We start from the raw sequence: 21,527 nt of genomic DNA, 5'->3' as shown, positions 1-21,527 counted from the left end.
AGAGGGTCGCGGCAGGGCGATCCGCGCACGGCATCGTTGGCGTCCATCAAGAAGACGGCGTCTATTCACGCAGGGGCCGGGCCGCTTCGCGCAGGGCGAAGGGCAAGGGCTTGGCGTGTGCGATGGAGATGCGGGGGATCGCCTCAGGCCGCGAGCGGCGGAGCGCGGTGTCGGAACCGGACGCGGTGCGGCAGCGAAACGCGGCGGGCCTTCCAGCTCGAAAGGCTCGCGAGGCCGCGCAGGCCCGCGAAGAGCAGGGCGATGGGCAGCAGCACGTCCGCGTGGGGATCCATGTCCATGCGCTTCTGGGCGGCGCCGTTGATGGTGCCGTCGAGGCTCTCGGGAGCCGGGGCCTGGATCGTCTTGAAGGTGGGTGCTTGCTGAGCTTTGGCCTGGAGGTCAGGCGGGAAGAAGTAGACGCGAGGGACCTTGAAGGGCACGATCGAGAACAGCGCCGTGACGGCGAAGGCCAGTACCACCGCGAGCATCTGCATCGCGTGGCGATAGGTCTTTAGCCATTTGAAGAGGCTGTCGATACGCTGCACGTAACTCTCTAAGTCGGTCCTCTGGTGATCCACTACCTGTCTATTATCGTACCACGCCTGGGCGTCTCTTCACAAAACCTCAAGAAAGGCGCCTTGCCTGGATAGCAAAAGACCACCAGGGCGCAACACCCTGGTGGTCTTGAAGTGGGGGCGGCGGGACTTGAACCCGCATGCCTTGCGGCGAGCGATTTTAAGTCGCTTGCGTATGCCATTTCGCCACGCCCCCGGAAAAACTAGATTTTCGGCTCGGCCCCTTGCGGACTGACGAAGCGGACCGGTTGCTCACCCGGCCTGGCCATGCCGAGGTTCTTGCGGGCCAGACGCTCGACCCCCTCGGGGGTGCGGGCAAACTCGATGGCCTCCTTGAGCTTGCGGCCCTTCTCCGCGGTGATGACCCGCTCCTGGCTCAGGATGTGCCCCTGGTAAAGCAGGCGATACTCCTGGAGGATGAGGTGCGCCAGGTTGATACTTGCGTAGACGACCACCGCCCAAAGGATCAGCTGCGTCGAGCGGCTCGCGCCGGGATCGGCCGGAGGGGCTATCCTTTGTCTCCTGGCCACGCGGATCTCCTGAGAACGGGGGATGGGGCGCCGAGTTTGCGGATCGAGTATAGCGAAGGCTCGCTCGTAGATCAAAGGGATCCGTCACAATGTGCGGCGACGGCTTCGAGCTCGGCGCGCTTGCCGGGATCGACCCGATCCAGCGCCTCCAGGTAGCCCGCCACGCGCCGTACCCGTCGGATCGTACCCGAGGCGGCCATGCACGTGGGGCAGTCGGCGGGGATGACCCCCGAGTGGCCGCAGGCGGCGCAGTGGTCCACGGGGAAGCTGAAGGCCCCGTGGCCGAGGCCCGCGTCGGCCATCCGCTCGACGAGCGCGCCCAGGGTGTCGGCGTCGGAAACCGGCGCGGGGAAGGTCATGGCGGTCAGGTGCCCGCCGTTGCACAGGGCATGGTAGGGCGCTTCGAGCTCGATCTTGCGGCTCGCGCTCACGGAATACTCGGCGGGCAGTGAGAAGGCGCTGGTGTAGTAGCCCTTGTCCGTCACGCCCGCCACGGCGCCGAAGTCCCATTGATCGAGCATGGGGAAGCGCCCGGCGCTCTTGTCTGCCTGCTGGGCGTAGAGCACGACGTTGAGATCGAGGGTTTCGCTGGCTTCGTCTGTCAGCTTGCGCAGCATGGAGACGATGGCGAGCCCGCGCTCCTGCGCTGCTTCCGATTCGCCCTGGTGGGCGCCCGTGAGTACCTTGAGAGCCTCGGCCAGGCCGATGAAGCCCAGGGCCAGGTGCCCGTGCCGCAGGGCCTGGGCGATCGCCTCCTGAGCGTCGAGGCCTTCGGACTCGGCGTAGAGCCCCTCGCCCATCAAGAAGGGCAATTCGTGGGACTTGAGGGTCGAGAGCACCTCGAAGCGGTGGTGCAGGGTGCGGATGGCGAGCCGAGCCTGCCGTTCGAGCAGGGCGTTGAAGTCCAGGCCGTCGCGCTTGGCGCGCAGGGCCGCCCGTACCAGGTTGAGGGTGACGGTCGCGATCGCCCCGCGGCCCGCGGTGGTCGGGTGGCCGAAGCGATCGCGCCCGATCCGGGCGCAGCCGCTCAGGTAGGTGACGGAGGTCGCGTCGTCCTGGTTGAAGGGCGCGTCGAGGAAGGCGAAGGTCGGCTGCATGCGCTTGCCGGCCACGTCGAGGGCCCGGCGCAAGAGGTCGAAGTTGGGATCACCGGCCTTGGCGTTGACGCCAGCCTGGTGCAGGAAGACCAGGTTGGGGTAGACCGCGGGTTCGCCGCGCCCGAGACCAGCCTCGTAGGCATCGAGCAGGGCAAGGGCGATGCGGCGGGCCATGGGCGAAGGGTCCGCGCCGAAGGTGAGGGTCGAGTAGGGCACCTGGCCGCCGTTGCGGCTGTGGAGCATGTTGAGGTTGTAGACCAGCCCCTCCATGGCCTGCGAGAGCTCGTGGTCGGTGGTCTCGGAGGGCAGGGCGCCCGCGAGGGCCGTGTCGAAGCGATCGAAGACCTGGCCGCCGAAGCAGTCGCTCTGGGCGGCCTGCAGGGCGATCGCCGCGAGCGACGCGGCCGAGTGGGCGCGCTTGGGGGCGCGGACCATCCCTTGGGGGGTGCGGTAGCCCTCGGTCATCAAGCGAGACAGGGGGATCACGAAGGAGTTCGGGGCCTTGGCGTAATGCTCGAGGTCCTGGATGTGCAGATCGCCCCTGAGGTGGGCGTCGGCCATCTCCTCGGGCAACAAGCGCTTGAGGTAGAACTCCTTGCTCGCGGTGGCGCCGATCTTGAGCATCTTCTCGCTGGGCGAGCATGCGACAACCGTCTCGCCCTTCTCGACCTCGGCGAGGATCTCCTCGACCGCGTCCATCAGCTCGGTCTTGGCCTCGCGGATGCGGCTGCGGCGGGACCGGTAGAGGATGAAGGCCCGGGCGCTGCGCGACTGGCCCTCTTCGAGCAGGACCTTCTCGATGGCGTCCTGGATCTGCTCGACGGTGGGCAGCTCGCGCTTCGAGGCCAGTTCGAGGCTCGACACCACCCGGTCTGCGAGCGTTTCGGCCTCGGGACGCTCGCCCCCGTGGACGGCGCTGGTGGCCTTGAGGATCGCCGCGACGATCTTCTCGCGGTCGAAGGCGACGACCCGGCCGTCGCGCTTCCTGATCTGTTCCGGGGCGGTCGAAGCGGTCATGGGCTTTTGGATCCTTTGAACGAAGTGCGAAGGGCTAGCGCGACAGGGCAGCGGCCTGGAGCGTCTTGAGCTCGTAGATGAAGTCCTCGATGCCGGTGAAGTGGCGGTAGACCGAGGCGAAGCGAACGTAGGCGACCTCGTCCACGTCGCGCAGGCGCGAAAGCGTCATCTCGCCGATCTCCTGGGAGGGCACCTCGCGGGTGTGGCGCTTGTGCAGCTCGGACTCGATCTCGGCGACCAGCCGCTCGATGGCTTCGACCGAGACGACGGACTTGCCGCAGGCCCGCATCAGGCCGGTGGCGAGCTTGCGCGGATCGAAGGGCTCGCGCTTGCCGTCACGCTTGACGATCATCAGCGGGGCGGATTCGACCCGCTCGTAGGTGGTGAAGCGTTTGAGGCAGCCGGCGCATTCCCGGCGGCGCCGCAGGGTGGTGTCTTCCTCGATCAGGCGGCTCTCGAGGACCCGACTGTCGGGCGAGTTGCACATGGGGCAGCGCATGGGGGCTCCTTGAGGGAACGGGCTCTAAATGACCATTTTAGCCGCTCGCTCCGGCTTGTGTCGAGGAAACGGCCGAACGCCTTTGGCCGCTCGATCGTTTCGAGCTTCGCGCGGGCCGGGTAGGATGCCCCATGTGGCTCGACCGTTTTTGGAGGATGCTCATGCAAGCCCCCCGCGATCGAAAGACCCCCTACGAAACCTTCACCTTCTATCTTCTGGCGTTTTCGACCCTGCTCTTGGACCAGTTCGCCAAGTTCGGCATCGTGGCGGCCCTCGCCCTCGGCCAGTCGCACCCCCTGGTCGATGGCTTCCTGCACCTGACCTACGTCCGCAACTTCGGGGCCGCCTTCAGCCTGTTCTGGGGCCACACCCCCTTCCTGAGCGTCGTGGCCGGTGCGATCGCCCTCGGGGTGGTCGCCTACCAGTGGCGGACCAAGCCGAGCGCGCCCATGGTGGTGTGCAGCCTGGGGTTGCTGCTCGGCGGAGCCCTCGGCAACTTCGTCGATCGCCTCGCCTTCGGCTACGTGCGCGACATGGTCGATCTGCGCTGGCAGGGCCAGAACGTCTGGCCCATCTTCAACGTGGCGGACGTGGCCGTGCTCGCGGGGGTGGGCATCATGCTGCTGCATGCCTACCGGACTTCTCGCGAGGAGGCGCACTCCGCTTCCTAAGGCAGATCGCCTCTGACTCTTTGGCCAAACTGGCCAAGGCCGAACGCTCTTCCCCTTCCTAGCATGAGGCGCGCCCAGGCGCACGCAGCATCGAGGGAGGGGTGGCATGGGGAAGACAGCGCTGGTCCTGAGCGGCGGTGGGCTCAAGGGGGCCTACGAGGCCGGGGTCCTCAGGACGCTCGCCGAGGCCGGGATCGTCCCGGACGTGATCGTGGGCATCTCGGCGGGGGCCCTCAACGGCGCTTACGTCGCCAACATGGTCGCCGAGGGCGCCTTCACGCCCCAGCGGCTAGATGAATTCTTGGTCCAGCTGTGGGCGACCCGCGCGACCCTCGAGGACTTCTTCTACACCGCCGAGGGCCAGTTCGCCCCGGGCAGCTTGGGCGAGGCGTCGGTCCAGCGCATCTTCCACCGGATCGGCATCGACCCCTTCAAGAAGCTCTCATGGATCAAGGTGGGCCTGGACTCGCTCTTGGCCCTGCGCGAGCTCGCGTTCGGCCGCTTCACCTCCATCTGCTCCCACGGCTTCATCAAGCAGATGCTCGAGGACTACCTCGTGCCGCCCGAGCGGCTGGTCCATCCCGTCACCTTCTCGATCGCCGTTTCGGACCTCCTGGGCACCACCCACCTCGAGAAGGACCAGATCGCCGCCCGCCACTGCCACTACGAGACCTTCAAGCTGGCCGAGCCCCTCTCGCCCGAGGCGACCAGCGAGCAGTACGCCTGGATGCGCTCGGTGATCATGGCCTCGTGCAGCGTGCCGACGGTCTTTCCCGCCACCAAGATGCACCTGACGGGCCAGGAGCGCCCCGGCCTCTACCTGGACGGCGGGATGGTCGAGAACAGCCCCATCACCCAGGCCATCGAGCTGGATGCCGAGGTGGACACGGTCTTCGTGGTGATGGCGGCGACGGTGGTCGGCGAGCCGTCGCGCGAGCCTGCGACCTTCGTCCAGATGATCGGCCGGGTCTTCTCGATCATCGCCGGGCGTTACTTGATCCAGAACTTCCACGACGTGCGCCGCATGAACGAGCGGATCCTGGCCATGCGCCAGGTGCTGGAGCGCAACGCCAAGGGCGAGATCAGGCGCTCGGAGCATAACGAGCGCTTGTGCCAGGCGGCGGGCTTCAACGACCTGGAGAGCTTCCTCAAGAAGCGCTACGTGCGCCTGGTGCCCATCGGGCCCACCACCCCGTTGCCGGGCGGCATGTTCTCGGCCCTGTACTATCCCGAGCTCAAGCGCGTCTACCTGGAGCGCGGGGTCGAGGACGGGCGCGCGGCGATCGCAGCCCTCGCCAATCCGCTCTCGATCGAGGCCGTCTCGGTCTGAAGGGCGGCCGCTGGCATGAGGTGGTAGCGGAAGCGTACCGTGCCGGTGCCGCTCCCCTCGCTTTTTGCAAAGTGCATGCTGCCCGACGCGAGGCCCGTGACCGTGAGGGTGGCGGTGCCGTCGGGGGTTCTGAAGGCGAAGGTGTCGCCGACCTTGGCTTGCAGGGGGCCCGTTCCGAAGTCGAGGGCCTCGGGGGCCGCGTTCGGGCGGGCCGCAGCCATGGTCCGGGGGCTGCCGCCCCCCGCGTTGACCGCCACGTAGAAGTCGCTGCCGTTGTAGAAGAACGAGGCGTCGCCGCTCGGGCCCATGCCGTCGTCGATGGGGAAGAAGCGGCCGCTCTTGAAGGCGAAGCGCTCGGAGTGGAAGGGATAGCGTGGGTTGCGGTACCAGATGGGGGCGATCACCTCGCGATCGGCGAGGGTCGGGGAAACGAGGGGGGCCTCGCGCGCAGCGACCGCTCGCAGGGCGGGGGCGGGGGAGCCGCAGCCTGCCACCAACACGAGCGCAAGCCCGCCGCCGACTGCCCAAGTTCCCCGTCGCGTCCTGCTCATGCCGAGGCTTCCTTTGCTGTTACCATGGAGCGCATCGTCGAATGAGCCCCCAACCTATCGACATGGTGTCGAAATGTAAACAAAGGAGCTGCCGTTGTCCGAGAAACTGACGTTCACCGGCCCCTTGCGCCCGATCGATCGCACGGCCGCCTCTTTCGCCCAGGCCCGGGTCGAGGCCTCGCCGCGACACCGCGCGATCGCGCGCTACCACGACCATCACGAGGCGGTGCAGCGCATGCTCAACGCGGTGGAGCCCGCCTCGTACGTGCGTCCCCACCGCCACGCCGACCCGGCCAAGGTCGAGGTCTTCGTGGTCCTCACCGGCCGCGCAGTGGTCCTGACCTTCGACGACGAGGGAACCCTGCAATCGACCCTCGAGATCGCGGCGGGCGGTCCCTGCTGGGGCGTCGAGATCCCCCCCGGCACCTGGCACAGCCTGATTTCCCTCGAAGCGGGGACGGTGCTGTACGAGGTCATCGAGGGGGCCTACCAGCCCGCAAGCCACAAGGACTACGCCCCCTGGGCCCCCGCCGAGGGTACCGAGGAAGGGCAGCGTTACCTGGAGGCGCTGCGTGCGGGCCTCTCGCGGGTAGAATAAGAGGGTCCGCCCCTTTTCGAGGAGGTTCCCCATGTCCCGCGACGTCGATCGGCCCCGCCGCCTCTACCGCTCCACCAACGACCGCATCGTGGCGGGCCTGTGCGGTGGCCTTGCCGACTACATGCGCGTCGACGTGGCCTGGGTGCGGCTCGTGCTGGTGCTTTCGGTGCTGCTCGGGATGGGGGCGCCCATCTTCTTCTACCTGATTGCCTGGCTCGTCATCCCCTCGAACCCGCAGCCGAGCGACCTGTCGCCGAACCGCCTGCACCGCTCGAATCGCGAGCGCATGATCGCAGGCGTCTGCGGGGGCCTCGCCGAGACCTATCACCTGGACCCGACGCTCGTGCGCCTGGGCATGGCCCTCTTGCTCATCGCCTGCGGGGTGGCCATCCCCCTCTACCTCGCCGCCTGGTTCCTTTTGCCTTTGCAGGACCAGGCGCCCCAGCAACCCTTGATCGAGCGGTGACATTGGGCTCGAGACGGGCATAAAACGCACGGCTCGTCTTGCGTTCGGCCGCCATGAGCGGCCCGGAGGAGGCTCCATGGCTTTTAACCCCCCGCGCTGGCGTGCGCTCGTCCTGGCGGTGCTGCTTGTCGCTGCTCCCCTGCCCGCCCACGCCCAGGAACCGGTCCTGAGCGGCATCGACGTATTGCTCGCCGACCCGCCGCAGGCGCTGGTCGGCAAGCGTATCGGGCTCATCACCAACCGCAGCGCGGTGGATGCGAAGGGCGTCAGCGACATCGACCGGCTCTACGCCGACAAGCGCTTCAAGCTGGTCCGCCTCTTCGCCCCGGAGCACGGCCTCAGAGCCGATCGCCAGGGGGATATCGTGGACGGCAAGGACACGGTCACGGGCCTTGCCGTCATGAGCCTGTACGGCTCGCTCAAGAAGCCGACCCGGGCCATGCTCGAAGGGCTCGATGCCCTGGTCTTCGACATCCAGGACGTGGGGGCGCGCTTCTACACCTACCACTCGACCATGGCCCTCGCTATGCAGACCGCCAAGGAGGTGGGGATTCCCTTCGTGGTGCTGGATCGGCCGAACCCCATCAACGGGAAGGCCGTCGAGGGGGCCGTCCTGGACCCCAAGCTCGCTTCTTTCGTCGGCTACTACCCGATCCCCGTCCGGCACGGCATGACCATGGGCGAGCTCGCGAAGCTCTACAACGAGGCCTTCGGGATCGGCGCCTCGCTCTCGGTGGTGCCCCTGCGCAACTGGGAGCGTGGCATGTGGTTCGACCAGACGGCCCTGCCCTGGGTCAACCCGTCGCCCGCCATGAAGACGCCGCTCACGGCGACCCTCTACCCGGGGATCTGCCTCTTCGAGGCGACCAACGTCGATTGCCGGGTGGGCGATCGCCCCTTCGAGAAGGTCGGGGCCTCCTGGATCGACGGGGCGGCTTATGCCCGCGCCCTTTCCGCCCACGCCCTGCCCGGGGTGAAATTCGCCCCCTTCCGCGAGGGGACGGTCTCGGGGGTCGAGGTCAAGGTGACCGACCGTGAGGCCTTCCAGGCCGTCAAGACCGGCCTGGTCATGATCGCCGAGGTGCGCCGCCTCTACCCGGATCGCCTGCGCATCGAGGCCAAGGGCTTCGATCGTATGACCGGCGCGAGCTGGATCCGCGAGAAGCTGCTCGCCGGCGAGGCCCCCGCGGCGATCACGGCGGCCTGGCAGGACCAGACCAGGGCCTTCGAGCGCGATCGCGCCCCGTACCTCCTGTATCGCTAGCCAAAAAAGAGGGCGGGGACTCGCGCGAGTCCCCGCCCTCTTTTTGAACGTCTTTTAGTGGTGCGCGGCCGGCTCGGCCCAGCGGACCTTGGCCAGGGGGCCGTAGCCGGGGTTGCCGGGCTGGTCGAGGTAGCAGTAGCCTTCGAGCAGCTTGTAGACGTGCTCGCGCTCGAAGCGCGAGACCGAGGTGGCGGGAAGGGCGCGGCGGTCCGCGAGGTTGGCGTCCCAGGTCCACAGGGGGCCGAAGCCGATGACCGGCGCCGGCAGGGTCGGAGCGGCGAAGTGGCGCTTGCAGGCCGCGTCGCGGCGGAATTCCACCATGTCCAGGCCGTCGGCGATGTTCCGGTGAAGGGTCGCTTCGCAGCCGCAGGCCAGCCCGATGAGCAGGGTGGTGGGAGTTGAGTCGTGCTTCATGGTCGATTCTCTTGGCTGCTCTCGCGTCGCGGGCGAGAGGCGGGGGGACATTCCCCATTATACGCCATTCTTGGCTGTTTGAGGCCGCGCGGGTTAAGCTCGGGAGCCCGTGGGTACAAGGCTAGCTCGGAGGCCTGAACGAATGATGACTGCTGGTGCGACTAATTGGTTCTTGTCGGGGTTCGGCATGGTCCTGTTCGCGGTCCTGCTCCTGGGAGTGCTGCAGCTGGCCTACTTCGTCGTCAGCGGAGGCATCCCCGGCACCGCCTACTACTACGCCCGCCGCTTGCGCGATCCCAGCCCGCTCGTCAGGCAAGAGGCCGTCAAGGACCTCGTCTCGCGCGCCGACGGCTTCGCCATGCGCCTCTTGGTCCAGGCCCTCCACGACGGCGAGGTGCCGATCCGGGTGGCGGCCATCGAGGCTTTGGGCCAGTTCTCGGACCCCACCGTCGCGGAGGCCCTGATCCCGCTCGTGAACTCGCCGCACCTGGCGGTCCAGCTCAAGGCCATCGAGGCCCTGGGGGCCATGCCGACCCCCGAGGTCTGCGCCGCCCTCGCGGGGGTCCTCTCGTCCGGTGACGCTCGGGCCAAGCTCGCCTGCCTCAGGGTCTTCAAGGAGGCCAAGGACCCGGCCGCCCTGAGCGCCATCGCGCGCCTGGTGCTGGATGTGGACGAGCAAATCGCCAACGGCGCGATCGCCGTCCTCCTGGAGTACGGCCCGCCTTCCGTCCCGCACCTGGCCGCGCTCTTGCCCAGCGCCCAGAACGGGGCCAAGCGCCTGATCAAGCCCATGCTCGAGATCGATCGCGACGGGGCCTTCGAGCCGCTCAAGCAAGCCTTTGCCGTGACCACGGATCCGCTGGTGCTCAAGGCGCTGCTCGCGGCCTTCGCCGGTCTCGGCGTTCCGGGGACTGCCGCCTTCCTGCTGCCCTACCTGGAGGATCCGACCTTCCCCGCCCGCGAGGGGATCATGGACGTGGCCCCTCGCCTCGAAGACCCGTTGCTCGTCGCGCCCCTCTGCGCCCTTTTGGGCAGCGACGACGTGCGCCTGCGCCGCGTCGCCGCGACCTCGCTGGACGCGCTGGTGGCCTCGTGCCGCGACCTGGACGTGGTCGAGCCGCTGTGCGAGGCCCTGCTCGACTCGGACCCCGAGATCCGGCGCTACGCAGCGCACGCCCTCGGCCGCATCGGCGGCGAGATGGTGCAGCAGCGGGTCCTCGAAACCCTCTGGGGCAGCAAGACCGCCGAGGTACGGACCTACATCGAGGGCATCGTGGGCTATCCCATGAGCCGCATGGTCACCTTCGAGGAGCTGACCCTCGCCCTGGATCGCCTGCTCACCAGCCAACGGCCGAGCGAGGAGGCCCTGCGGGCGGTGGACTACCTCGAGAGCCTCATGATCGTGCTGTACGGCTCGAACCTGCGCGGGCAGCGGGTGGACGACCTGACGCTCGACCTGCTCCTCAAGGGACGGCGCACCTTCTACCCCCTGCGCCTCTACGACCTCCACCCGCTCGCTTCGGACCTGCTGGAGTTCGTCTCGAGCAAGGCCGAGGGCGATCGCTGGCGCGCCACGAGCATGGCCTGAGAAGGATGGGGACTCATCAATTCATATTAATTTAACCTCGCCTTAAACAACAAACCCTGCTTGCTCGGCTATCATCTCCGTACCGAAGCACCGCAACATTGCCCGAGGGCACGGCCCTCACCCCCTCTGAGAGCAAGCAGCACTTCAACTTCGCCTCAACTTCGCCAAGAATTTCACGCTCTCAGCCTCGCCGGCGGCCTTCGGGTCGCCGGCGATTGCGTACCCACCCCACGGAGGTTGATATGACCCGCGATGCCGCCCTGCCGACCCGCATCACCGAGCTGTTCGGCATCTCCTACCCCATCGTCCAGGCCGGCATGATCTGGGTCTCGGGCGGCTCGCTCGCCGCGGCCGTCTCCAACGCCGGCGGCCTCGGCCTGGTGGGGGCAGGCTCCATGCGCCCGGACACCTTCCGCGAGCAGGTCCGCAAGGCCAAGGCCCTGACGGACAAGCCCTTCGGCGTCAACATGCCCCTCTTCTACAAGTACTCCGAGGACTGGGTCGCGATCGCCCTCGAGGAGGGCGTGAAGATCTTCTTCATGTCCGGCGGGAGTCCCGCCAAGTACACGCCCATGCTCAAGGAGCGGGGCTGCAAGGTGGTCCAGGTGGTCGGTACGGCCAAGCATGCGATCAAGTCCGAGGCGGCCGGCTGTGACGCGGTGGTCGCCGAGGGCTTCGAGGCGGGCGGCCACAACAGCCCCGAGGAGACGACCACCATGGTCCTGGTGCCGCAGGTGGCGGACGCCGTGCGGATCCCGGTGATCGCCGCCGGCGGGATCGGCGACGGCCGGGCCATGGCCGCGGCCTTCGCCCTGGGCGCCGAGGGGGTCCAGGTGGGGACGCGCTTCGCGGCCACCGTCGAGTCCTCGGGCCACTCTGCCTTCAAGCAGGCCATCGTGGGGGCCCAGGAGGGCGAGACCAAGCTGCTCTTGAAGCAGTTGGTCCCGGTGCGCCTGCTCAAGAACGCCTTCAGCCAGCAGGTCCAGGCGGCCGAGGCCCGCGGCGCCACCAAGGAAGAGCTCGCCGAGCTCCTCGGCTCGGGGCGCGCGCGCCTCGCCATGCACGAGGGCAACCTGGAAGAAGGCGAGATCGAGGTCGGCCAGGTGAGCGCCCTGATCCGCGACATCCCCCCGGCGGCCGAGATCGTGCAGCGCATGGTCGCCGAGTACGAGGCCGCCAAGCGCCGCCTGCCTTGAGCCTCACTGCGGGCTGAGGAGCTGGGTCGCGGGATCCGTCTGATCGCCCACCCGCACCTCTATCGAGCGCGTGGCACTCGCGAAGAGCGCCTTTTCGAAGGAGATGACCTGCGCCCCCGGGGCGAGCCCTTCGAGCCGGTACACCCCGTGCTGGTCGGTGATCGAGCTGGTGTCGCCCATGGTGACGACGACCCCTTGCTCGGGGGTGAAGGTCATCTCGTTCAGGACCTGGCCGTAGAGGTTGCCGAGTTGCCTTGAGAGCGCCATCGTGAGCGGGGCGAAGCGTCCCGACTCCACCTGGAGCCCCTGACGGCTGCCCCGGGCGAGGATCTTGCCGGTTTCGTCCTTGGCCGCGATGCTCAGGGTCCGGTTGCTGCCGAGGGGCACCGAGAACGAGGCGACGGCCGCATTCTCGGTCGCTGAGTGGGTCAGGATCTTCACCAGCGGGGTCGAGAGGTCCGGTGCGCTCACGGTGAGGCGTACGAACGCGGTCTCCGCCGGGAGGCTCGGCAAGGTCCCCGTCTCGCTCGTCATGGTGACGGTGAAGCCACCAGGCTGATCCGGCGTGGCGACTACCACGTTCGTGTGGTCGCTGACCTGCGAGTCGTTGGTCGCGTCGGTGTCAACGCGTACCTTGGCGACGTTCGAGGGGGCCGCGCCGCCGTTCATGGCGCCCAGGGATTGGTAGAAGGCCCCGCTCCGGGCGTCGCAGCCGCCAGCGAGCAAGATGGCGCCCAGGAAGAGGGCCTGCCTCAATTTCTGGTGGGTCATGGCACGTTCCTTTCATGCGAGGGGGGAACCAAGCGAAGAGGCGCGCCGATGCAATGTGATTTTATAGGGATATTTCGTATGTATATCACAAAACACCCGCTTCGATCCACCAGGATCGAAGCGGGTGTTTGAAAGGGGCGTGAAGCGCGGTTTAGCGCTTAGAGGTTGATGCCGACCATTCCGAGCAGGCCCTTGAAGAAGGGGGCGATGACGGAGTCCCAGATGTTGCTCAAGAAGCTCTGGGCCCGGACGGTCATGGCCTGGAGATCGAGGCCCTTCTTCTCGCCGGCGGGGGCGGACTGGGCGCTGACGGGCGCGCTCTGGGCGGCCGTGGCCTTAAAGGAGTCGGCGGCCATGGTCGGCGCCGGGGTCTCGCCACCACCGGCGGCGACGCTCTGGCGGCGAACGACGGGGGCTTGGGCAACAGTACCACCAATGCGCATATCGGACCTCCTGACGCAACGGAAACGCTCTGGGATCGTTATCGGGGGAGCCGTTCCGGATTCGGTAAGGAGAGCGCTAAGCTTTCGTTAAGCTCAGGTTTCGGACGGTGCGTCGGGGGTGAGGCCCTTGGGGATGGTGAAGGAGATGGTCGTGCCCTGCCCCTCGGTGCTCTCGACGGTGATCTGCCCCTGATGGGCATCCACGGCCTGCTTGACGATGGTGAGGCCGAGGCCGCTGCCCCCCTGAAGGCGGGATCGACCACGGGTGACGCGGTAGAAGCGATCGAAGAGGTGGGGCAGGTCCTTGGCGGGGATCCCGATGCCCGTGTCGGCGATCTGGAAGCGGGCGTCGAGGCCCTGGTCGAGGGCGCTCAGGGTGACCTTGCCGCCGTTGGGGGTGAACTTGATGGCGTTGGCCAAGAGGTTCACCAGGATCTGGCGCAGGCGGACCCGATCGGCCGCGAGCGAGAGGCCTGCCCGCGGGACCAGCCGTTCGAGCCGGATGTCGCGCTGGGTGGCCTGCGGGTGCACGGTCGCGATCGCCTCGTCGATCACCTTGGTCGCGTCGATATGCTGGAGCTTGAGGTTGCTCTTGGCTTCGAGGGCGGCCAGGTCCAGGAGGTCGTTGACCAAAGCGTGGAGGCGTTCGAGCTCCCGGTGGATGTCCTCCAGGAAGGACTGGCGCAGGTCGGGATCCTCCTGCGCGCCGTCCAGGAGGCTCTCGACCAGGACCTTGAGGGAGGTCACGGGGGTGCGCAGCTCGTGGCTCGCGTTGGAGATGAACTCGCTCTTGAGCCGGTCCGCCTCGATCTCGGGGGTGATGTCGTGGTGGATGACCAGGTGCCCGATCTGGCGCCCGTCGGCGTTGTAGAGGGGGCTCGAAAAGCGCTTGAGGAACTGCTTGGGCCGCTCCAGCTCGACGATGTCCACCCGGGGACGGTCGGGCGTCTGGCGGGTTTCCTCTTCGATGACCGCGAGCTGGTCCGGGTGGGCCCAGCGATCGCGCAACTGGGCGACGGCGGCCTGGTCAGCGGCCCCCTCGGCCTGGGCGAGCTGGCGCAGGGCGGGGTTGACCATGACCGGCTTGAAGGCCAGGTCGTAGATTGCAAGGCCCTCGGTCATGGAGTGGATCACGGCCTCGAGCTCGCCCTTTTCCAGGATCAGGGCCTCGATCTCGAGGCCCCGGTAGCGTTGCAGCTCTTCGGCGATGCGACGCAGGCCGCGCGTCAGATGGCGGGCCTCCTGGGCGGTGGGCTCGGCGGGGAAGTTGAAGTCGCCCATGCTGATCATGTCGATGGCATGGTGCAGCCACGAGTAGGGCCCCCAGATGGCGCCGCCGATGGTGTAGCTGAGAGTGGCGGTGAGGGCCACGCCGCCCGCCCAGGCGATGAAGGCGGTGCTCCAGGCGGCGGGCGAGAGGGCCCCGAGCGAGCCGAGCAGGACCAGCACCAGCCCCGAGGTCACCCCCGCGAGCGCGGTGACGCCCACCGTCACGATCAAAGGCGGCTGCCCTGCTAAGGACAGCCGCGAGAGGGGATTCTGGAAACTCTTACTTGGCCTCACCGGCCCGGACGCGGCGCTCGAAGCGGTAACCCACCCCGCGCACCGTCTGGATGCGCATGGGGTTGTTGGGGTCCTTCTCGATCTTCTCGCGCAGCCAGTGCACGTGCACGTCCACCGTGCGGCCCTCGCCCGTGAAGTCGTAGCCCCACACCTGCTCGATGAGGAACTCGCGCGAGAGGACCTTGTTGGCGTTGAGCGCCATCAGCTTGAGGAGCTCGTACTCCTTGAGGGTCAGGTTCAGGACCTTGGGCCCGAGGGTGACCTCGTGGCGGGTCAGGTCGATGACCAGGTCGCCGATCTCGATGCGGTCGGGCTGGGCCTGCTTGGCCTCCGAGTAGCGGGCGACCAGGCGCAGGAGGGCCTTGATCCGGGCGAGCAGCTCGCGAAGGCTGAAGGGCTTGGTGACGTACTCGTCGGCGCCGATCTCGAGGCCGACGACCTTGTCGATCTCCTCGCCCTTGGCGGTGAGCATGATGATGGGGATCGGCATCTCGGCGCGGATCTGGCGGCAGACCTCGTAGCCGTCGAGGCTCGGCAGCATCACGTCGAGGATGACCAGGTTGGGCTTCTCGCGGCGGGCGGCTTCGACCGCGGCCTGGCCATCGGTCGCCGTGGTGACCTGGTACCCCTCCTTCTCAAGGGAGTACTGGATCGACTTCACGATCGAGGGCTCGTCGTCGACGACCAGAATCTTGGCGGACATGGAGGGGCGATCTCCTTCTCATACGTTCGATTGGCGGGCTTGGAGGGACCGAGCTGCTCGTCCCACGCGGGATCGAGGATGCGGCCAACCTAGCTCTCTGGCTTATACCACCCCCTCGGCCAAGTTTAACGATCTCAAAACGAGCGCGAAAGGAAACGAGCATTCAAGCAAGTTTACATAACATTGGCGTTACGGCTCAAACACAGTGGGTATGCAGAGTTCACCCCAATTAACATCCCCGAAATCCTCATACTGTCTCGATTCAGGAGGTCGCTGGTGAATCACCGCCTGGTGGCATTGGCCGTCGCTGCATCCGTCTGCCTGATCCCGCGTAACGCCTGGGGGGCGAGTCCCAACCATCCGGGACGGAACTGGACGGTGCTCGAGACGCCGCACTTCTCGGTGCACTACTACCAGGGCGAGGAGTTCACGGCCCGCCGCATGGCGCAGGCCGCCGAGGAGGCCCTGCCGCGCCTGGCCAAGGATTTCGGCGTCGAGGTCACCGAGAAGATCCCCATCGTCGTGAGCCGCGACAGCTTCTTCAACGGCTCGGCCGAGCCCGTGAAGACGCGGATCATGCTCGATCCCTTGCTTGCGGCCTCCTCGGTAATCGGCACCGAGCGCTTCGTCGCCCACGAGCTCGCCCACGTGGTGTCCTTCCTCGCCTTGCAGAGCGATCTACCGATCACGCGCCTCAACAACCTCGGCACCATGCCAACCTGGTTCCTGGAAGGGATCGCCCAGTACGAGGCCGAGTACTGGTACGCGAGCAACGATCGCATGCTCCGTCTGACGACCCTCAAGGACCATCTGCTCACCAACACCGAGCGCGAGAACTTCCCTCTGCTGGGCGTGGTCGCCGGTGCGGCCGGTTACAACGAGGGCTACTCGCTGACCCGCTACATCTTCGACACCCACGGCAAGGACAAGATCGCCGAGCTGTTCCGCGTCTTGCGCAAGGGCGAGGAGTCGACCTTCGTGCGGGCCCTCGAGAAGGTCACGGGGCAGTCCTTCGTGGCGTTGCAGGCCGCCTGGAAAGAGGACCTGAAGAAGCATTACGCCAAGCAGACCGAGGGCGTCTCGGAGCAGGTGGCGGATTCGGCTCCCCTGATCGCTTCCGATCGCTCCGAAGTGAACGTGCAGCCGCGCTTGAGCCCCGACGGCAAGCGCCTCGCGTACCTGACGAGCCGCAACCAGGACGGCTACCTCTACCTGCGCGGTCACGTGATGGGCTTCCTGACCCTGGTCGTGGCCGACGCCGACGGCACCCAGGCCCGCGAGATCCCGGTGGGCAAGGGGCGCGTGTCGGGCTACGCCTGGAGCCCGGACGGCAAGAAGCTGGTCGTCTCGGCGGTGACGTCGAACGAAGACGGCGAACCGACCTTCGACCTCTTCCTGCACGATCTCTCGACCAAGGAAACGCGTCAGCTCACCGAGGACGCCAACGCCACCGATCCCGCCTGGCGACCGGGTACCTCGGAGGTCGCCTACGTGACGACCCGCGACGGCAAGACTCGCCTCGTGCTCCACGACGTCGCCTCCGGCAAGACCAAACAGGTCCCTGCCGAAGGGCTGGGCGATCGCCATCCGGCTTGCCTTGCTTGGTCGCCGTCCGGCGAACTGCTCGCAGCGTCGGTCTACCCCACAGGCGAGGGCGGCAAGATCGCGACCATCGACCCGGTGACGGGTCACGTGCGCACCTGGACCGAGGGCAGTTCGCAGGTCAGCGATCGCGACCCCGCCTGGACGCCGGACGGCAAGAGCCTGGTCTTCTCGAGCGATCGTGACGGCATGCAGAACCTCTACCGCCTCACCCTGACGGGCAAGCCCACCCTCTCGCAGCTCACCAAGGTCTACACCGGCGCGACCCACCCGGCCTTCGGTCCGGACGGCAAGCTCTGTTACGTTTCCTACCGGGCGGTGGGCTCCGAGGTGCGGGCTTTTTCACCCACCCCCGGCGAAGCCCTCGCCTACCAAGCGCCCAAGGACCTGCCCGCCGGGGTGAAGGTCGCGAGCGCCCAGCTCCAGACCCCCTCGCTCGGCCGTCAGTTGCCCGATGCCTGGAGCACCCGGGCCTATGAACCCACCATGACCAATGACATCATCATGCCGCAGCTCGCCTCCGACGAGCGCGGCAGCCAGCTCGGCGTGCTCGCCATCTACAGCGACATCCTCAACAAGCAGCAGCTGGGCCTGGACGTGCGGATGGGGATCATGAGCCAGCGCTTCAGCTTCTCGGCGCAGTACCTCAATCGCATGAGCGCTGCCACCTGGGGCGCGACCCTCTACGACACCCCCACCGTGGGCATGGCCTCGACCATCGACCCGGCGCGCCTGTACGACTCGCTGTACTGGTCGCACGAGCGGGGCGTGAGCCTGTTCGGCCAGACCCAGCTCACGGGCTCCCAGACCCTGACGGCGGCCCTGGGCCTTGCGCACCTCTCGGTCCTCGAACCGCCCCGAGGCGGGACGGGCCTGGGCCTGCGCGAGGGGCGGGTGCAGACCCTGAGCCTGGCCTGGGCCGACCAGCGGGTCAAGGGCACGGCGGATGCCGATCTCAACCCCTCGGAGGGTTACCAGGTGGGGGCGAGCTACACCCTCTCGGATCGGGCCCTCGGCTCGGACTTCAACTTCTCGCAATACGCCGCGGGGGCCTCGCGGTACTTCCCGGTCTTCCCCGACTGGCGCCACAACCTGACCTGGAACTGGCGGGTGATGATGAACGTGGGCGAGGCCATGCCCCTCTTCCTCGGCGGGGTGATGGGGGGCGGACCGATCACGCCCCTGCGCGGCTACAACGTGGGCTCCTTCGCGGGCGACAGCCTCGCCTACTCGGGCCTCGAGTACACCTTCCCGATCCACCAGCACCTGGACTACCAGTTCGGGCCGCTCTACCTCAACAAGATCTACGCCAGCGCCTTCGTCGAGGCGGGAGACGCCTGGAGCCGGGGCACGAGCGCCTTCAACCCGCATGCGACCTCGGGGGCCGAGCTGCGCGTCAAGACGGCCTTCATGGGACGTCAGGTGGTGATCTTCCGTTTGGGGATGGCGCGCAAGCTCACGCCGGACGGTGTTTGGGGGATGTATTTGGCCTTTTAGGCCTTGCTTGTCGCACCCTGGGGGCTTCGGTATACTGAGGGGGTTTTATTTTCGGGCGAATGCCCAGAGGAGCCCTATCGGTGTCGAAGAAGTCGTTCGCGTGTCTCGCCTTTTACTTCCTGGCCCTCGCGGTCTATTTCCTGGACCAGTGGCTCAAGCTCTGGGTGGTGGACCACATGGGCCTCTACCAGTCGATCCCGCTGGTCAAGGACTACTTCGCCCTGACCTACGTCCGTAACATCGGGGCGGCCTTCAGCGCCTTCTCGGGGCAGGTCTGGGCGCTGGCGCTGGTGGCGGGCTCGGTCTCGGTCGCGATCATCGTCTACATGCACCGCCTCAAGGAGATCACCCTCGGCCACGTGCTGAGCCTGGGGTTGCTGCTCGGCGGCACCCTCGGCAACTTCTCCGACCGGGTGCGCCTGGGCTACGTGGTCGACATGTTCGACGCGCAGTGGCAGGGCCGCAACTTCTTCCCGATCTTCAACGTCGCCGACATCGCCATCGACACGGGCGTGGCGATCCTGCTCTTGATCTTCTTCCTCGAGTCCCGCGAGGCCAAGCGCGTCGCTGCCGCTCAGGCGCAGGGGGGCGATTCCTCCGACGCGCACCCGGCGCGCTAGCGGCTCGCTATGCGCGTCTGCGTTCGCTGGCTGGTCGCGCTTCTCTTCGGCCTGAGCGCCCTTGCGGGCCTCTCGGCCCAGGCCGCCAGCGAGCGCGTCCGCGTGCTCGAGGTCAAGGGGGCCATCACCCCGGCGATCGCGACTTACGTGGAGCGCGGCCTGGCCGAAGCCTCCAAGGCGGGCGATGAGGCCGCCCTGATTCGCCTCGACACCCCCGGCGGCCTCGACTCGGCCATGCGCGACATCGTGCAGGCCATCGAGGCCTCGAAGATCCCCGTCATCGTCTACGTCAGCCCGTCCGGGGCCCGCGCCGCGTCGGCGGGGGTCTTCATCACCGAGGCGGCCCACGTGGCGGCCATGGCCCCCAACACGGCCATTGGGGCGGCCTCGCCGGTGGCTGCCGGCGGCGAAGAGATCAAGGGCACCATGAAGGCCAAGGTCACCAACGACGCGGCGGCCTACATCCGGGGCATTGCCAAGTCCCGGGGCCGCAACGCCGAGTGGGCCGAAAAGGCCGTGCGTCAATCCGTGAGCCTCGAGGCCGACGAGGCCGTCAAACTGAAGGTCGTGGACCTGGTGGCCCCCGATGTGCCGAGCCTGCTGACGAAGATCGACGGCCGCAAGGTGAAGGTCGGCAGCGAGCTCATCGTCCTTCAGACCCGCAACGCCCAGCAGGTGCCCCTCGAGATGGGGCCCGTCGAGCGCTTCTTGCAGTTCGTCAGCGACCCGAGCATTGCCCTGTTGCTCTTGAACCTGGGGATGCTGGGCCTGTTCTTCGAGCTGTCGAATCCGGGGCTCATCCTGCCGGGGGTCATTGGCGGGATCTGTCTGCTTTTGGCCTTCTACGCCCTGGGGACCCTGCCCATCAACGCGGCGGGGGTGGCCCTCATCGCCTTCGCCTTCCTGCTCTTCATCGCCGAGCTGTTCGTGCCCAGCTTCGGGGTGCTCGCCATCGGGGGCATCGTCTCGCTCGTCCTGGGGGCGCTGATGCTCGTGACTCCAGGAACCCCGGGCTTCGAGGTCTCGCGCGCCATGATCGGCGTCATCGCCCTGAGCTGCGGCCTGGTGATGGCCGGGCTCGTGACCATGGCCGTCAAGGCCCAGCGCCGCAAGGTCACCACCGGCAAGGCCGGTATGATCGGCACGATCGCCCAGGTCCGCACGGATCTTGCCCCCGAGGGCCAGGTCTTCGTGCACGGCGAGCTGTGGCGTGCGGTGTCGCTCGAAGGCCCCGTCCCCGTCGGGGCCTCGGTCGAGGTCCGACGCGTCGAGAACCTGACCCTTTACGTCGTTCCCACCTCCGTCAATCCCGCATCCATGTCGCTGGAGGCCTCATCCAATGATTAATATCTTCTCGAGCTTTGGTTTTCTCATCGTCCTGGCCGTCGTCCTCATCTCGTCGGCCATCAAGATCGTCCAGGAGTACGAGCGGGGCGTCGTCTTCCGCCTCGGGCGCCTGGTCGGCGCCAAGGGGCCGGGCCTGATCTTCTTGATCCCCGTGCTCGATCGCATGGTCAAGGTGGACCTGCGTACCCTGACCCTCGATCTGCCCACCCAGGAGGTCATCACCCGCGACAACGTGACCATCAAGGTCGGCGCGGTCGTCTACTTCCGGGTCATCACCCCCGCCGATGCGGTTACCAAGATCTACGACTTCGGCACGGCCACCCTCCAGATCGCGCAGACGACGCTCCGCAACGTGCTCGGCCAGTTCGCCCTGGACGAGCTCTTGGCCGAGCGCGAGAAGATCAACCAGCGCCTCCAGCAGATCATCGATGACGGCACCGAGCCCTGGGGCATCAAGGTCAGCGCCGTCGAGATCAAGGACGTGGAGCTGCCCCAGTCCATGCAGCGCGCCATGGCCCGCCAGGCCGAGGCCGAGCGCGAGAAGCGCGCCAAGATCATCCACGCCGAGGGCGAGTTGCAGGCCTCCCAGACCCTCGCAGAGGCCGCCAAGGTCATCGCCGCCGAGCCCACCAGCCTCCAGCTGCGCTACCTGCAGACCCTCACCGAGATCTCGGCCGAGAAGAACTCGACCATCATCTTCCCCTTGCCCATCGACCTCCTGAAGGGCTTCTTCACCGGCAAGGGGCCGAACGCTTAAGCTACGCCATGAGAAAGGGGACCCGGCGCCAGCCGGGTCCCCTTTCATTTTGCGTGTGGCGTTAAACGAGCGGCTGGCCGATCAGGCTGCCGACCGTGAGGCCGGTACGAACCGGCAGCGGCGCGGGAGTGGCCACCGGAGTCGGGACGGCCTGCGGCGAGGGCTTGTGGGCGAGGGCCGCCACGTCGCCGGTGCCGAGGGCGGCGCCGTGCCCCTCGCGGAAGTACTGGTCCTGCACCGCGTCGAGGGCGCGGAGCATGGCGGTCAGCTCGGCCACGTGCTCCTTCTCCTCTTCCATGAGGTGGAGCATGAGGGTCTTGACCGAGGGATCGCTCGCCTGGTCGTGGAGGTCCTGGTAGTGGTTGATGGTCTCCAGCTCGCGCACCAGCGCGAGCCGGATGACCGCCAGATCGCGGGTTTCGACCATC

The 21,527-nt window shown here is 67.3% G+C and carries 22 protein-coding genes and 1 tRNA gene; 11 read left to right on the top strand and 12 right to left on the bottom strand.

Going from position 1 to position 21,527, the window contains the following annotated elements:
- Positions 1-143 precede the first annotated feature (143 nt).
- The 5 genes from J7643_10575 to nrdR all read right to left on the bottom strand — a co-directional run bounded on the left by J7643_10575 (position 144) and on the right by nrdR (position 3,718).
- Positions 144-545 carry a hypothetical protein gene (locus J7643_10575; GenBank protein MBO9541023.1) on the bottom strand — a complete coding sequence of 134 codons (402 nt, stop codon included), beginning with the start codon at positions 543-545 and terminating at the stop codon, positions 144-146.
- A gap of 145 nt (positions 546-690) precedes the next feature.
- A tRNA-Leu gene (locus tag J7643_10570) sits at positions 691-771 on the bottom strand.
- Between the two features lie 7 nt (positions 772-778).
- A complete protein-coding gene (locus J7643_10565) occupies positions 779-1,105 on the bottom strand; it encodes a cell division protein FtsL (GenBank protein MBO9541022.1) in 327 nt (108 codons plus the stop codon).
- 71 nt (positions 1,106-1,176) lie between these two features.
- Positions 1,177-3,219, bottom strand: a complete 2,043-nt coding sequence (locus J7643_10560; protein ID MBO9541021.1) for an anaerobic ribonucleoside triphosphate reductase — start codon at positions 3,217-3,219, stop codon at positions 1,177-1,179.
- 34 nt (positions 3,220-3,253) lie between these two features.
- Entirely contained in the window at positions 3,254-3,718 is a 465-nt protein-coding gene (gene nrdR / locus J7643_10555; GenBank protein ID MBO9541020.1) for a transcriptional repressor NrdR, read from the bottom strand.
- 161 nt (positions 3,719-3,879) lie between these two features.
- Here nrdR and lspA (J7643_10550) point away from each other — a divergent pair, with 161 nt between their 5' ends.
- Both lspA (J7643_10550) and J7643_10545 read left to right on the top strand, forming a co-directional pair.
- A complete protein-coding gene (gene lspA / locus J7643_10550) occupies positions 3,880-4,389 on the top strand; it encodes a signal peptidase II (GenBank protein ID MBO9541019.1) in 510 nt (169 codons plus the stop codon).
- Between the two features lie 106 nt (positions 4,390-4,495).
- Positions 4,496-5,719: a patatin-like phospholipase family protein gene (locus J7643_10545; protein MBO9541018.1), complete on the top strand. Its 1,224-nt coding sequence runs from the start codon at positions 4,496-4,498 to the stop codon at positions 5,717-5,719.
- On the opposite strand, the gene J7643_10540 is transcribed toward J7643_10545, so the two are convergent.
- Entirely contained in the window at positions 5,635-6,270 is a 636-nt protein-coding gene (locus tag J7643_10540) for a hypothetical protein (GenBank protein ID MBO9541017.1), read from the bottom strand. The genes J7643_10545 and J7643_10540 overlap by 85 nt on opposite strands.
- Positions 6,271-6,364: 94 nt before the next feature.
- On the opposite strand from J7643_10540, the gene J7643_10535 reads away from it, so the two are divergent.
- The 3 genes from J7643_10535 to J7643_10525 all read left to right on the top strand — a co-directional run bounded on the left by J7643_10535 (position 6,365) and on the right by J7643_10525 (position 8,598).
- The gene (locus J7643_10535) at positions 6,365-6,868 is read left to right on the top strand and encodes a WbuC family cupin fold metalloprotein (GenBank protein ID MBO9541016.1); all 504 of its coding nucleotides are present in this window, start codon (positions 6,365-6,367) and stop codon (positions 6,866-6,868) included.
- Positions 6,869-6,899: 31 nt separating this feature from the next.
- Positions 6,900-7,334, top strand: coding sequence for a PspC domain-containing protein (locus J7643_10530; GenBank protein MBO9541015.1), 435 nt, complete (start codon positions 6,900-6,902; stop codon positions 7,332-7,334).
- 76 nt (positions 7,335-7,410) lie between these two features.
- Positions 7,411-8,598, top strand: a complete 1,188-nt coding sequence (locus J7643_10525) for a DUF1343 domain-containing protein (protein MBO9541014.1) — start codon at positions 7,411-7,413, stop codon at positions 8,596-8,598.
- A gap of 54 nt (positions 8,599-8,652) precedes the next feature.
- Here J7643_10525 and J7643_10520 read toward each other — a convergent pair whose 3' ends face one another.
- The gene (locus tag J7643_10520; GenBank protein ID MBO9541013.1) at positions 8,653-9,012 is read right to left on the bottom strand and encodes a hypothetical protein; all 360 of its coding nucleotides are present in this window, start codon (positions 9,010-9,012) and stop codon (positions 8,653-8,655) included.
- Between the two features lie 142 nt (positions 9,013-9,154).
- Here J7643_10520 and J7643_10515 point away from each other — a divergent pair, with 142 nt between their 5' ends.
- Positions 9,155-10,600, top strand: a complete 1,446-nt coding sequence (locus tag J7643_10515; protein MBO9541012.1) for a HEAT repeat domain-containing protein — start codon at positions 9,155-9,157, stop codon at positions 10,598-10,600.
- A gap of 242 nt (positions 10,601-10,842) precedes the next feature.
- A complete protein-coding gene (locus J7643_10510) occupies positions 10,843-11,796 on the top strand; it encodes a nitronate monooxygenase (protein ID MBO9541011.1) in 954 nt (317 codons plus the stop codon).
- A 3-nt stretch (positions 11,797-11,799) separates the two neighbouring features.
- On the opposite strand, the gene J7643_10505 is transcribed toward J7643_10510, so the two are convergent.
- The 4 genes from J7643_10505 to J7643_10490 form a co-directional block, all read right to left on the bottom strand.
- A complete protein-coding gene (locus J7643_10505) occupies positions 11,800-12,567 on the bottom strand; it encodes a carboxypeptidase regulatory-like domain-containing protein (protein ID MBO9541010.1) in 768 nt (255 codons plus the stop codon).
- A gap of 158 nt (positions 12,568-12,725) precedes the next feature.
- The gene (locus J7643_10500; protein ID MBO9541009.1) at positions 12,726-13,010 is read right to left on the bottom strand and encodes a hypothetical protein; all 285 of its coding nucleotides are present in this window, start codon (positions 13,008-13,010) and stop codon (positions 12,726-12,728) included.
- A 93-nt stretch (positions 13,011-13,103) separates the two neighbouring features.
- Positions 13,104-14,510 (bottom strand): hypothetical protein, encoded by a 1,407-nt coding sequence (locus tag J7643_10495; GenBank protein MBO9541008.1) that lies wholly within the window; start codon positions 14,508-14,510, stop codon positions 13,104-13,106.
- A gap of 49 nt (positions 14,511-14,559) precedes the next feature.
- Positions 14,560-15,276: a response regulator transcription factor gene (locus J7643_10490; protein ID MBO9541007.1), complete on the bottom strand. Its 717-nt coding sequence runs from the start codon at positions 15,274-15,276 to the stop codon at positions 14,560-14,562.
- A 276-nt stretch (positions 15,277-15,552) separates the two neighbouring features.
- On the opposite strand from J7643_10490, the gene J7643_10485 reads away from it, so the two are divergent.
- The 4 genes from J7643_10485 to J7643_10470 all read left to right on the top strand — a co-directional run bounded on the left by J7643_10485 (position 15,553) and on the right by J7643_10470 (position 21,099).
- The gene (locus tag J7643_10485) at positions 15,553-18,375 is read left to right on the top strand and encodes a PD40 domain-containing protein (GenBank protein MBO9541006.1); all 2,823 of its coding nucleotides are present in this window, start codon (positions 15,553-15,555) and stop codon (positions 18,373-18,375) included.
- Between the two features lie 80 nt (positions 18,376-18,455).
- On the top strand, positions 18,456-18,995 hold the full coding sequence (gene lspA, locus J7643_10480; GenBank protein MBO9541005.1) for a signal peptidase II: 540 nt from the start codon (positions 18,456-18,458) through the stop codon (positions 18,993-18,995).
- A gap of 9 nt (positions 18,996-19,004) precedes the next feature.
- A complete protein-coding gene (locus J7643_10475; GenBank protein ID MBO9541004.1) occupies positions 19,005-20,342 on the top strand; it encodes a nodulation protein NfeD in 1,338 nt (445 codons plus the stop codon).
- A complete protein-coding gene (locus tag J7643_10470; GenBank protein MBO9541003.1) occupies positions 20,335-21,099 on the top strand; it encodes a slipin family protein in 765 nt (254 codons plus the stop codon). Before J7643_10475 ends, J7643_10470 begins: the two co-directional genes overlap by 8 nt.
- 61 nt (positions 21,100-21,160) lie before the next feature.
- On the opposite strand, the gene J7643_10465 is transcribed toward J7643_10470, so the two are convergent.
- Positions 21,161-21,526 (bottom strand): hypothetical protein, encoded by a 366-nt coding sequence (locus tag J7643_10465; GenBank protein ID MBO9541002.1) that lies wholly within the window; start codon positions 21,524-21,526, stop codon positions 21,161-21,163.
- Position 21,527 lies beyond the last annotated feature (1 nt).

Source organism: bacterium, from assembly GCA_017744355.1.
Classification (GTDB): domain Bacteria; phylum Cyanobacteriota; class Sericytochromatia; order S15B-MN24; family UBA4093; genus JAGIBK01.
Note: the sequence above shows the minus strand (reverse complement) of the source record. Positions and strands in the feature narration are given on the sequence as shown.

Bases quoted from the DNA above. Each gene is read 5' to 3' on its own strand.
- J7643_10560 (MBO9541021.1), bottom strand. From the start codon at position 3,219: ATGACCGCTTCGACCGCCCCGGAACAGATCAGGAAGCGCGACGGCCGG.
- nrdR (MBO9541020.1), bottom strand. From the start codon at position 3,718: ATGCGCTGCCCCATGTGCAACTCGCCCGACAGTCGGGTCCTCGAGAGC.
- lspA (MBO9541019.1), top strand. From the start codon at position 3,880: ATGCAAGCCCCCCGCGATCGAAAGACCCCCTACGAAACCTTCACCTTC.
- J7643_10545 (MBO9541018.1), top strand. From the start codon at position 4,496: ATGGGGAAGACAGCGCTGGTCCTGAGCGGCGGTGGGCTCAAGGGGGCC.
- J7643_10540 (MBO9541017.1), bottom strand. From the start codon at position 6,270: ATGAGCAGGACGCGACGGGGAACTTGGGCAGTCGGCGGCGGGCTTGCG.
- J7643_10530 (MBO9541015.1), top strand. From the start codon at position 6,900: ATGTCCCGCGACGTCGATCGGCCCCGCCGCCTCTACCGCTCCACCAAC.
- J7643_10525 (MBO9541014.1), top strand. From the start codon at position 7,411: ATGGCTTTTAACCCCCCGCGCTGGCGTGCGCTCGTCCTGGCGGTGCTG.
- J7643_10520 (MBO9541013.1), bottom strand. From the start codon at position 9,012: ATGAAGCACGACTCAACTCCCACCACCCTGCTCATCGGGCTGGCCTGC.
- J7643_10515 (MBO9541012.1), top strand. From the start codon at position 9,155: ATGATGACTGCTGGTGCGACTAATTGGTTCTTGTCGGGGTTCGGCATG.
- J7643_10510 (MBO9541011.1), top strand. From the start codon at position 10,843: ATGACCCGCGATGCCGCCCTGCCGACCCGCATCACCGAGCTGTTCGGC.
- J7643_10505 (MBO9541010.1), bottom strand. From the start codon at position 12,567: ATGACCCACCAGAAATTGAGGCAGGCCCTCTTCCTGGGCGCCATCTTG.
- J7643_10500 (MBO9541009.1), bottom strand. From the start codon at position 13,010: ATGCGCATTGGTGGTACTGTTGCCCAAGCCCCCGTCGTTCGCCGCCAG.
- J7643_10490 (MBO9541007.1), bottom strand. From the start codon at position 15,276: ATGTCCGCCAAGATTCTGGTCGTCGACGACGAGCCCTCGATCGTGAAG.
- J7643_10475 (MBO9541004.1), top strand. From the start codon at position 19,005: ATGCGCGTCTGCGTTCGCTGGCTGGTCGCGCTTCTCTTCGGCCTGAGC.
- J7643_10470 (MBO9541003.1), top strand. From the start codon at position 20,335: ATGATTAATATCTTCTCGAGCTTTGGTTTTCTCATCGTCCTGGCCGTC.
- J7643_10465 (MBO9541002.1), bottom strand. From the start codon at position 21,526: ATGGTCGAAACCCGCGATCTGGCGGTCATCCGGCTCGCGCTGGTGCGC.